This is a genomic window from Streptomyces sp. NPDC031479, assembly GCF_055581065.1.
The window spans coordinates 1-8,630 of record NZ_JBVIKC010000091.1 but is presented as its reverse complement, the minus strand read 5'-3'; the positions used below and the strand labels follow the sequence as shown (position 1 = coordinate 8,630).

Here is an 8,630-nt window from a genome sequence, read left to right as displayed (position 1 = left end):
TCGCCCCCTTTCCCCCCCCCCCCCTCTTCTTCCCCCCCTCCCCCCCCCCCCCCCCCCCCCCCCCCCTCTCCCCCCCCCCCCCGGTCCCGTGGGGTGCCGCGGGTCAGAGGACGGCGCCCGCCAGCGCGTTGGGGCAGTGCTGGCGCAGCACGAGCTCGGTGGCGGACAAGGCCATCCGGGCGGGCCCGTCGACCCCGAGCACCTCGCCGTTGGCCAGCAGGCCGCCGATGACGAGCATCAGCGTGTCGGCCAGGGCGTCGGGGTCCTCGGCGCCGGCCTGGGCGCCCATGTCCCGCAGCCAGTTGCGCAGGCCCTTGAGGTGCAGCGTCGCCTCCTGGCGGCCCGGGTGCGCCGGGTCGCGGAACTCGCTGGAGGTGTTGTAGTAGATGCAGCCGTGGAAGTCCGGTTCGCTGACGCTGGCCTGGAAGAACTCCATCAGCGCCAGGATCTGCCGGGCCGGGTCGCCGCTGTGGGGGGCCGTGACCTCTTCGGCCCGCTCCCACCACTGCGCGTCGCTCTCCCGCAGCCAGGCGGCGATGAGCTCGTCCTTGCTGGCGAACTCGCGGTAGAGCAGGCTCTTGCCCACTCCGGTCGCGTCGATCACCTGCTGCATGCCGACGGCCCGGACCCCCTGCTCACCGAAGAGTTTGGCCGAGGCCTCCAGAATCCGCCGCCTCGTACCTGGTGCCGGTGTACGCGCCATGTCTGAACTCCTTCCCCTCTCCCCCGCGGATCCCAGCATACGTTTGACAGCGGGGTTTGTGAGCGCTAGAAATGGACCGATCAGTCCCGGACTGATCGGTCCGTCATTCTTCACCATGTTGCGGCCCACTGCTTCCGACGACCCTCCGATCGGAGTCTGATCATGACCGAGGCATCACCGACCTCTCCCCCCATCGCACGGACGGCGTTACCGTCCGCACCCGTGGTCAAGAGCCTGCCCCTGCTGCTCCTGGTCGTGTGCGCGGTGCAGTTCCTGGACGCGATGGACATCGCGAGCATGGGACCGGCCCTCCCCCTCGTCCAGGCGGACCTGGGCATGTCGACCTCCGCACTCCAGTGGGTCGTCTCCGCCTACGCCCTCGGATTCGGCGGGTTCCTGCTGCTGGGCGGCCGGCTGGCCGACCTCTACAACCGCAAGAAGCTGCTGATCGGCTTCCTCGCCGTCTTCGTGGTGGCGAGCATCCTCGGCGGCATCGCCGACAACGGAGTGCTCCTGGTCGTCGCCCGTCTCCTCAAGGGCGTCAGCGCCGGCATCACCGCACCCGCCGCCATGGCCATCCTGCTCGACGCCTTCCGTGACGAGCAGTCACGCAACCGCGCGCTCGGCACCTTCCTCGCCGTGGCCTCGGCCGGCTACTCGCTCGGCCTGATCCTCGGCGGCCTGATGGCGGGCGTCTCCTGGCGCCTGGTCCTCTTCGCCCCGGCCGTGGCCGGTGTCCTGGTCGCCCTGCTCGCCGCCTCCGTGGTACCCGCCCAGCAGGAGAAGGGCAAGAGCGGAAGCATCGACATCCTCGGCGCCGTCACGGTGACGGCCGGCGCGGTGGCCCTCGTGTACGGGCTCAGCCGGGCCGCGAGCGACGGCTGGAGCGACGCGCAGACGATCGGTTCGCTCATCGCCGCCGCGGTCCTCTTCCCGCTGTTCGCCGTGGTCGAGAGCCGGCACCCGGCGCCGCTGGTCCCGCTCTCCGTCTTCCGCAAGGGCCAGCTGACCCGCGCCCTGGTCTCGATGCTCTTCTTCGGCGCCTACGTCTCCTTCCAGTTCGTGCTCACCCTCTACTACCAGGAGCAGCTGGGCTGGAGCCCGCTGGAGGCCGGCCTCGCCTTCCTCCTCGGCGGCGTGCTGACCGCGGGCACCGCCCGCTACGGCGCGGCCCTGGTCACCAAGTACGGCGCCTGGCCCGTCGCCACCGGCGGCCTGGTCCTGCTGAGCATCGGCTACCTCGGCTGGGTCCTGCTCATGGGTCAGGTCGACCCGCTGGTCACGCTGTTCGCGCAGCAGCTCCTCGGCGGCCTCGGCTTCGCCGCGGTCTACCCGGCGCTGAACATCGCGGCCGTCGGCACCGCCGAGCCCGACGAGCAGGGCCTGGTCTCGGGCCTGTTCAACGCCGGCGCGCAGATCGGCAACGGTGTGGTCATCGCCGTCACCGCCACCGCCTTCTCGCTCTCCACCGGCGGGATCGCCCCGTACCGGGCGGGTCTGTGGACCGTCACGGTCATCACCCTCGCCGTCACCCTCGTGGCCCTGGCGGGCGCCGCCCGCTACCGCCAGAAGGCCGCGGCCTGACCGGAGGGCGTCGCCGCCCCGGCGGCGACGCCCTCCCCCCGATCGGCCGTGCAACCCGTCTGGCGCACCCATTGGATCCCCCGCATCCGGCGCCGGACGTGTTGCACGGCCTTTGTCGCGTTCACTCCCGGGCGGGGCCTCCGGGCGGGAGGCGGGGGCCCATTGGCTTCATTGACACGCTCCTACCTGACCAAGTACGGTCGGGACCGATCGGTCCACTAGGAATTCAGTACCGCATGAGTACCGCTTCCGGCACCGAATCGATCACCCGACGCCAGTGCACACGACACCGTTCTCTTTCCATCTCGCGGGGAGATGTTTGTGTTGCTGTTCTCAGTCCTAGGCTCCATTGAAATAATGAAACAGCGGGTCGCCGTGCGGCTCGGCGGCGCCATGCAGCAGACGCTCCTGGCGACCCTGCTCGCGGCCGGCGGATCGCTCGTCACGGTCGACTCCCTCATCCTCGAACTCTGGGGAACCACACCCCCCAACAAGGTCGAGAACGCCCTCCAGGCGCAGGTCAGCCGAGTACGCAGAACCCTGGCCGCGGTGGAGCCCGACCGGGAGGGATCGCGGGTGGTGACGAGCACCTCCGGCTACATGTTCCTCTTCGACCGGTGGGAACTCGACGCCTACCTGTTCCTCGACACCGTGGACGCGATCCACGCGAGAACCGGCACGGACACCCTGTCCGAGCACCGCCAGAACGTCGCCGACCTCCGCGCCGGACTCTCCCGCTGGAGAGGTCCCGTATTCGGCGGACTGGCCGGCGGACCGATCTGCCAGACCGCCTCCACGAGATATATGGAGGCGCGGAATTCGGCGCTCATTCTTCTTTACGATCTCGAACTGCGCACCGGCGGCCACGAACGGATCCTTCCGGAGCTGACCGAGCTCTACTCCCGCAACCCGAACCACGAGCAGTTCTGCATGCTCCTCATGCGGGCCCTGTACCGGTGCGGCCGCCAGCTCGACGCCCTGACGGTCTACCGCCAGTGCCGCCACAACATGATCGAGTCGCAGGGCATCGAGCCCTCCCCCGTACTCAGCCAGTACGAGCGGGCGATCCTCACCCACGACCCGATGCTGCTCCAGAACGAGCCCTACTGGCCGGTGCCGGCCCTCGTCGCGAGCTAGGGAAGAGCCCGGACATGGGCGACGCCCTGCTGCTGGTCGCGCACGGCAGCCGCGATCCGCGCCACGCGACCACGGTCCGCGCCCTCACCCGCGGGATCCGGTCTACGAGGCCCGGACTGCGCGTGAGCACGGCCTTCCTCGACTTCGACGCCCCCTCCGTACCGCAGGAGCTGGCGCGGGCGGCCCGTCACGGAGCCGCTCGGCTGGTGGTCCAGCCGCTGCTCCTGACCCGGGCCTTCCACGCCAAGACGGACCTGCCCGGCATCCTGAGCCGGGCACCGGCCTCCCTCACGGTGCGCCAGACCCCCGTCCTGGGACCGGATCCGCTGCTGACCGCCGCACTGGAACGCCGGCTGTACCAGGCCGGACTCGCCCCGGACGAACGCGCCACGACCGGCGTGGTCCTCGCGGCCGCCGGCAGCTCCGACCCGGAGGCGGCCGCCGCGCTCGCCGGGATCGCCCGGCGGTGGCAGCGCACCGGCGGCTGGCACTCCGTACGCTTCGCCTGCGCCTCCCACGGCCCCCGCACCGGGGACGCCGTACGGGCGCTGCGCGCCGGGGGCGCCCGGCGGATCGCGGTCGCCCCGTACGTCCTGGCGCCGGGAAGGCTCCCGGACCGGATCGCCGAGGGCGCCCGCGGCGCGGGGGCGGACGTCCTGGGCGCGGTGCTCGGCGCCGCCCCGGAACTGGTGCGCCTCGTCCTGCTCCGGTACGACGCGGCCGTCCGCGTACCGGCCCTGACGGGCTGACACCGGACGGTGCCCGGCGGGCCGCCCCGGGCCGGGGCCCTCACGGGCGCAAGCCCCGCCGGCGCAGCATCCGGCGCTCCAGCGGGCCGAAGACCAGCAGGTCGACGACGACGCCGACCAGCAGGATCAGCACGATGGCGAGGAAGATCCGCGCCATGTCGGAGGTCTCGCGCCCCGACTCCAGCAACTGGCCGAGCCCCAGGCCCAGATCGGGGGAGCTGGCGATGATCTCGGCGGCCATCAGGGAGCGCCAGGAGAAGGCCCAGCCCTGCTTGAGGCCGGCCAGGTAGCCGGGCAGCGCGGCGGGCATCACCACGTGCCGGGCGCCGCGCAGACCGGTGGCGCCCAGGGAGCGGCCGGCCCGCAGGAACAGCGGCGGGACCTGGTCGATGCCGGAGACGAGGCCGCCCGCGATGGAGGGGGTGGCCCCGAGCAGGATCACGGCGTACATCATCGAGTCGTCCAGGCCCAGCCACAGGACCGCCGGGGGGACCCAGGCGACCGAGGGCAGGGACTGCAGGCCCTGGAGGACGGGCCCGATCGCGGCGCGCACGCACCTGACGCGGGCGACGAGCAGGCCGAGCGGGGTGCCGATGGCCAGGGCCAGCAGGAAGCCCGACAGGCCGCGCCAGACGCTGGTCCACACGACGTCGAGGAGGGTGCCCCTGAACCAGAGGTCGGTCAGGCTGTGCCAGACGGCGGAGGGCGGCGGGAGCACGTAGTCGTCGGCGACCCGGGCCCAGGTGAGCCCCTGCCACACCGTCAGCACCAGGGCGACGGCCACGGCGGGCGGCAGTGCCTTGCCCCACAGCACCCGGCGCAGGGAGGTGCGGGCCGTCTGGTGGGTGTCGAGGGCGTCGAGTCCGGCCAGCTCGTTGGAGGCGGCGGGGAACTCTCGGGACGGTCGGGGCCCGGGGGGCCTGAGGTCAGTGCTGGCCATGGCGGCGGATCTCCCCACGCAGGTGTTCGGTGATCTCGACGGACAGGTCCGCGACCGCGGCGTCCTCGATGCGGCGCGGCTGCGGGATGTCCACCCTCCATTCGCGGGCCACGCGGCCGGGCCGGGAGGAGAGCAGGACCACGCGCTCGGCGAGGCGGACGGCCTCGCGGACGTTGTGCGTGACGAAGAGGACGGAGAGTCCCCCCGCGGCGGAGCCGCTGAGGTTCGCGGCGGCCCAGATGCGGGTGAGTTCGCCGTGCAGGACGTCGCGGGTGATGGCGTCGAGGGCCGCGAAGGGCTCGTCCATCAGCAGCAGGCGGCTGTCCTGGGCGAGGGCGCGGGCCAGGGCCACGCGCTGGCGCATGCCGCCGGACAGTTCGTGGACGCGCTTGCCGTACGCCCCGCCGAGGCGCACCAGCTCCAGCAGCCGTTCGGCCTCCGGCTTGCGGTCGTTCTTGGGCACCCCGCGCAGGCGCAGGGCGAGTTCGATGTTCCTGCCCGCGGTGAGCCACGGGAAGAGGGCGTGCTCCTGGAACATCAGGGCCGCGCGGCCCTCGGTGGCGACGGTCCCGGCGGTCGGGGTGTCCAGTCCCGCGACCAGGTTGAGCAGGGTGGACTTGCCGCAGCCGGAGGCGCCGAGGAGGGTGACGAACTCCCCGGGAGCGACGTCGAGGCTGATGTCGTCCAGCACGGGCTGGGGGCCGGCCGGGCCGGGAAAGGACTTGGAGACGTGCTCGATGCGGACGGCCCGTGTGAGGGCCGTGGTGTGCTCCGCGTTGATCAGGGCGGTCGCCATCGCGGTCAGCTCCGTTGGTCGTCGGTGCCCGGACCCGGCGGGGTGACGGGGGGCCTGTGCAGGGAACCGAGGACCTTGTCGAGCGGCCCGAGGTCGTAGATGCCGGCCAGGTCGGGCCGCTCCAGCAGGCCCGCGGCGACGGCGTGGTCGGCCTGGGCCCGCAGGGTGGCGGCCAGGGGGTCGTCGGTGACGACGATGCCCGGCCAGGCCCGGTCGATGACCTCGGGCTCCAGCTCCTTGCCGCTGAGCGTCTTCAGGGCGGCGTTGGCGGAGGTCTTGGCCTCGTCCCGGTGGGCGTTGATCCACTCGTTGGTCTTCACCGTGCCGCGGAGCACGGCCTCCACCACGTCCGCGTGGCCTTTGAGGAACTCCTGCGACACGACGACGTTCGTGATCACGAACTTCCCGTCGGGCCACAGGCCGCTCTCGTCGAGGAGGACGGTCGCGCCCTCGGCGACCAGCTTGGACGCGGTCGGCTCGGGCACCCAGGCGCCGTCGACGGAACCGGACCGGTAGGCGTCGGGGGTGATGGTGTTGTTGGTGCGGACGACGGACACGTCGCCCTTTCCGCTGGCCGCGTCGACCTTCCAGCCGCGCGTGGCGGCCCAGTTGAGGAAGGCCACGTCCTGGGTGTTGCCGAGCTGCGGGGTGGCGATCCGCTTGCCCTTGAGGTCGTCGAGGGTCTTGATCCTCTCCGGGTTCACGACGAGCTTGACCCCGCCGGACGCGGAGCCGGAGATGATCCGCAGGTTGCGGCCCTTGGACTTCACGTAGCCGTTGACGGCGGGCGAGGGGCCGATGAAGGCGATGTCGACGGAGCCGGCGTTGAGGGCCTCGATCTCGGCCGGGCCGGCGTTGAAGGTGGTGGTCTTCAGGGCGGTCCCGCCCAGTTCCCGCTGGATCAGCCCTTCCCGTACGCCGACCAGGGCGGTGGCGTGGGTCAGGTTCGGGAAGTAGCCGAGGGTCACGGAGCCCGCCGAGAGCTTCGCGCCCGTCCCGTCCGCGGGGGCCTGGGCGGCGGCGGGTACCTGGTCGGCCCGGGAGCCGTAGCCGCAGGAGGTGAGGGCGGCGGCGATCAGCAGCAGGAGGGCCGCGGCGGGGCGGAGGCGGCGCGTGGGGGACATGGTCAGGCGGTCCATTCGTGTTCCGTGAAGGCATCGCCGGCCATGCCCGCGGTCAGGGTGGTGCCGTCGGCCGGGTCGATGAGGAGGAAGGACCCGGTGCGGCGGGAGGCTGCGTACGCGTCGAGCGCGAGCGGCTCGGCGGTGCGGACGACGACGCGGCCGATGTCGTTGGCCACCAGCCGGCCGGGGGCCGGGTGCTGGGAGAGGTCGTCGAGGGTCAGCCGCGAGGGGATCTCCTTGACGATCGCCTTGACCGTGCGGGTGGTGTGCTTGAGCAGGACGCGCTGGCCGACCGTGAGGGGCCGGTCGGCGACGTGGCAGACGGTGGCGACGACGTCCTGCGTGGTGGTGGGGGCCAGGGCGGTGGGGGCGATCAGGTCGCCGCGCGAGATGTCGATGTCGTCCTTGAGGCGGACCGTCACCGACTGCGGCGCCCAGGCGGTGTCCACGGACTCGCCGAGGGCGTCGATCCCCTCGATGGTGCTGGTACGGCCCGACGGCAGGACGGTGACGGCCTCGCCGACGCGCAGGACGCCGGAGGCGATCTGGCCCGCGTAGCCGCGGTAGTCGGGGTGGGCGGCGGACCGGGGGCGGATCACGTACTGGACGGGGAAGCGGGCGTGGGCGGCGGTGAACTCGTCGGTGACGGGCACGGTTTCGAGGTGTTCGAGGGCGGTGGGTCCGCCGTACCAGTCCATGTGCGCGGAGGGCTCGACGACGTTGTCCCCGGCCAGGGCCGAGATCGGGATGGCGGAGACGTCGAGGATCCCCAGCTCGGAGGCGTAGGCGGTGAACTCTTCGGCGATCTTGGCGAAGACGGTCTCGCGGTAGTCGACGAGGTCCATCTTGTTGACGGCGAGGACGACGTGGGGGACGCGCAGGAGGGCGGCGACGGCGGCGTGGCGGCGGGTCTGCTCGATGACGCCGTTGCGGGCGTCGACGAGGACCACGGCCAGGTCGGCGGTGGAGGCGCCGGTGACCATGTTGCGGGTGTACTGCACGTGCCCGGGGGTGTCGGCGAGGATGAACCGGCGGCGGGCGGTGGCGAAGTAGCGGTAGGCCACGTCGATGGTGATGCCCTGCTCGCGCTCCGCGCGCAGGCCGTCGGTGAGCAGGGCAAGGTCCGGGGCCTCCTGGCCACGGTCGGCCGACACCCGCCGGACGGCCTCCAGCTGGTCGGTCAGGACCGACTTCGAGTCGTGCAGCAGACGGCCGACCAGGGTGGACTTGCCGTCGTCGACGGAGCCGGCGGTCGCGAAGCGCAACAGCGTGGTGGTCGTCATGGTTAGAAGTACCCTTCGCGCTTGCGGTCTTCCATCGCGGCTTCGGAGAGCTTGTCGTCGGCGCGGGTGGCGCCCCGCTCGGTGAGGCGGGAGACGGCGATCTCGGCGATCACCGTGTCGAGGGTGGTGGCGTCGGAGTCGACGGCGCCGGTGCAGGACATGTCGCCGACGGTGCGGTAGCGCACGAGGCGCTTGTGGACCGGCTCGGTGTCCTTCGGCCCGCCCCATTCGCCGGCCGTCAGCCACATGCCGTTGCGCTGGAAGACCTCGCGTTCGTGGGCGAAGTAGATCTGAGGGAGTTCGATGTCCTCGCG

General features: G+C 72.1%; 8 protein-coding genes and 1 pseudogene. 3 read left to right on the top strand and 6 right to left on the bottom strand.

The annotated features are described in order from the left end of the window. Positions 1 to 103: 103 nt before the first annotated feature. Complete coding sequence (locus ACZ5D2_RS40630; protein ID WP_371681549.1) at positions 104 to 703, bottom strand: TetR/AcrR family transcriptional regulator; 600 nt, start codon at positions 701 to 703, stop codon at positions 104 to 106. Positions 704 to 925: 222 nt separating this feature from the next. On the opposite strand from ACZ5D2_RS40630, the gene ACZ5D2_RS40625 reads away from it, so the two are divergent. The 3 genes from ACZ5D2_RS40625 to ACZ5D2_RS40615 all read left to right on the top strand — a co-directional run bounded on the left by ACZ5D2_RS40625 (position 926) and on the right by ACZ5D2_RS40615 (position 4,173). Beyond that, positions 926 to 2,287, top strand: a complete 1,362-nt coding sequence (locus ACZ5D2_RS40625; RefSeq protein ID WP_266845096.1) for an MFS transporter — start codon at positions 926 to 928, stop codon at positions 2,285 to 2,287. A gap of 357 nt (positions 2,288 to 2,644) precedes the next feature. Then, entirely contained in the window at positions 2,645 to 3,424 is a 780-nt protein-coding gene (locus ACZ5D2_RS40620) for an AfsR/SARP family transcriptional regulator (RefSeq protein ID WP_266845097.1), read from the top strand. Between the two features lie 14 nt (positions 3,425 to 3,438). Further along, positions 3,439 to 4,173 carry a sirohydrochlorin chelatase gene (locus ACZ5D2_RS40615; RefSeq protein WP_468936738.1) on the top strand — a complete coding sequence of 245 codons (735 nt, stop codon included), beginning with the start codon at positions 3,439 to 3,441 and terminating at the stop codon, positions 4,171 to 4,173. A 40-nt stretch (positions 4,174 to 4,213) separates the two neighbouring features. Here the strand turns inward: ACZ5D2_RS40615 and ACZ5D2_RS40610 are convergent, their stop codons facing one another. From ACZ5D2_RS40610 to ACZ5D2_RS40590, 5 genes and pseudogenes are all read right to left on the bottom strand, one after another. Beyond that, the gene (locus tag ACZ5D2_RS40610; protein ID WP_468936735.1) at positions 4,214 to 5,113 is read right to left on the bottom strand and encodes an ABC transporter permease; all 900 of its coding nucleotides are present in this window, start codon (positions 5,111 to 5,113) and stop codon (positions 4,214 to 4,216) included. Further along, positions 5,100 to 5,909 carry an ABC transporter ATP-binding protein gene (locus tag ACZ5D2_RS40605; protein WP_468936732.1) on the bottom strand — a complete coding sequence of 270 codons (810 nt, stop codon included), beginning with the start codon at positions 5,907 to 5,909 and terminating at the stop codon, positions 5,100 to 5,102. Before ACZ5D2_RS40605 ends, ACZ5D2_RS40610 begins: the two co-directional genes overlap by 14 nt. A 5-nt stretch (positions 5,910 to 5,914) precedes the next feature. Beyond that, the gene (locus tag ACZ5D2_RS40600) at positions 5,915 to 7,048 is read right to left on the bottom strand and encodes an aliphatic sulfonate ABC transporter substrate-binding protein (protein WP_468936729.1); all 1,134 of its coding nucleotides are present in this window, start codon (positions 7,046 to 7,048) and stop codon (positions 5,915 to 5,917) included. Then, positions 7,036 to 8,316 carry a sulfate adenylyltransferase subunit 1 gene (locus ACZ5D2_RS40595; protein WP_468936726.1) on the bottom strand — a complete coding sequence of 427 codons (1,281 nt, stop codon included), beginning with the start codon at positions 8,314 to 8,316 and terminating at the stop codon, positions 7,036 to 7,038. Before ACZ5D2_RS40595 ends, ACZ5D2_RS40600 begins: the two co-directional genes overlap by 13 nt. Before the next feature lie 2 nt (positions 8,317 to 8,318). After that, positions 8,319 to 8,630: pseudogene (locus tag ACZ5D2_RS40590) on the bottom strand (sulfate adenylyltransferase subunit CysD); the annotation flags it as partial.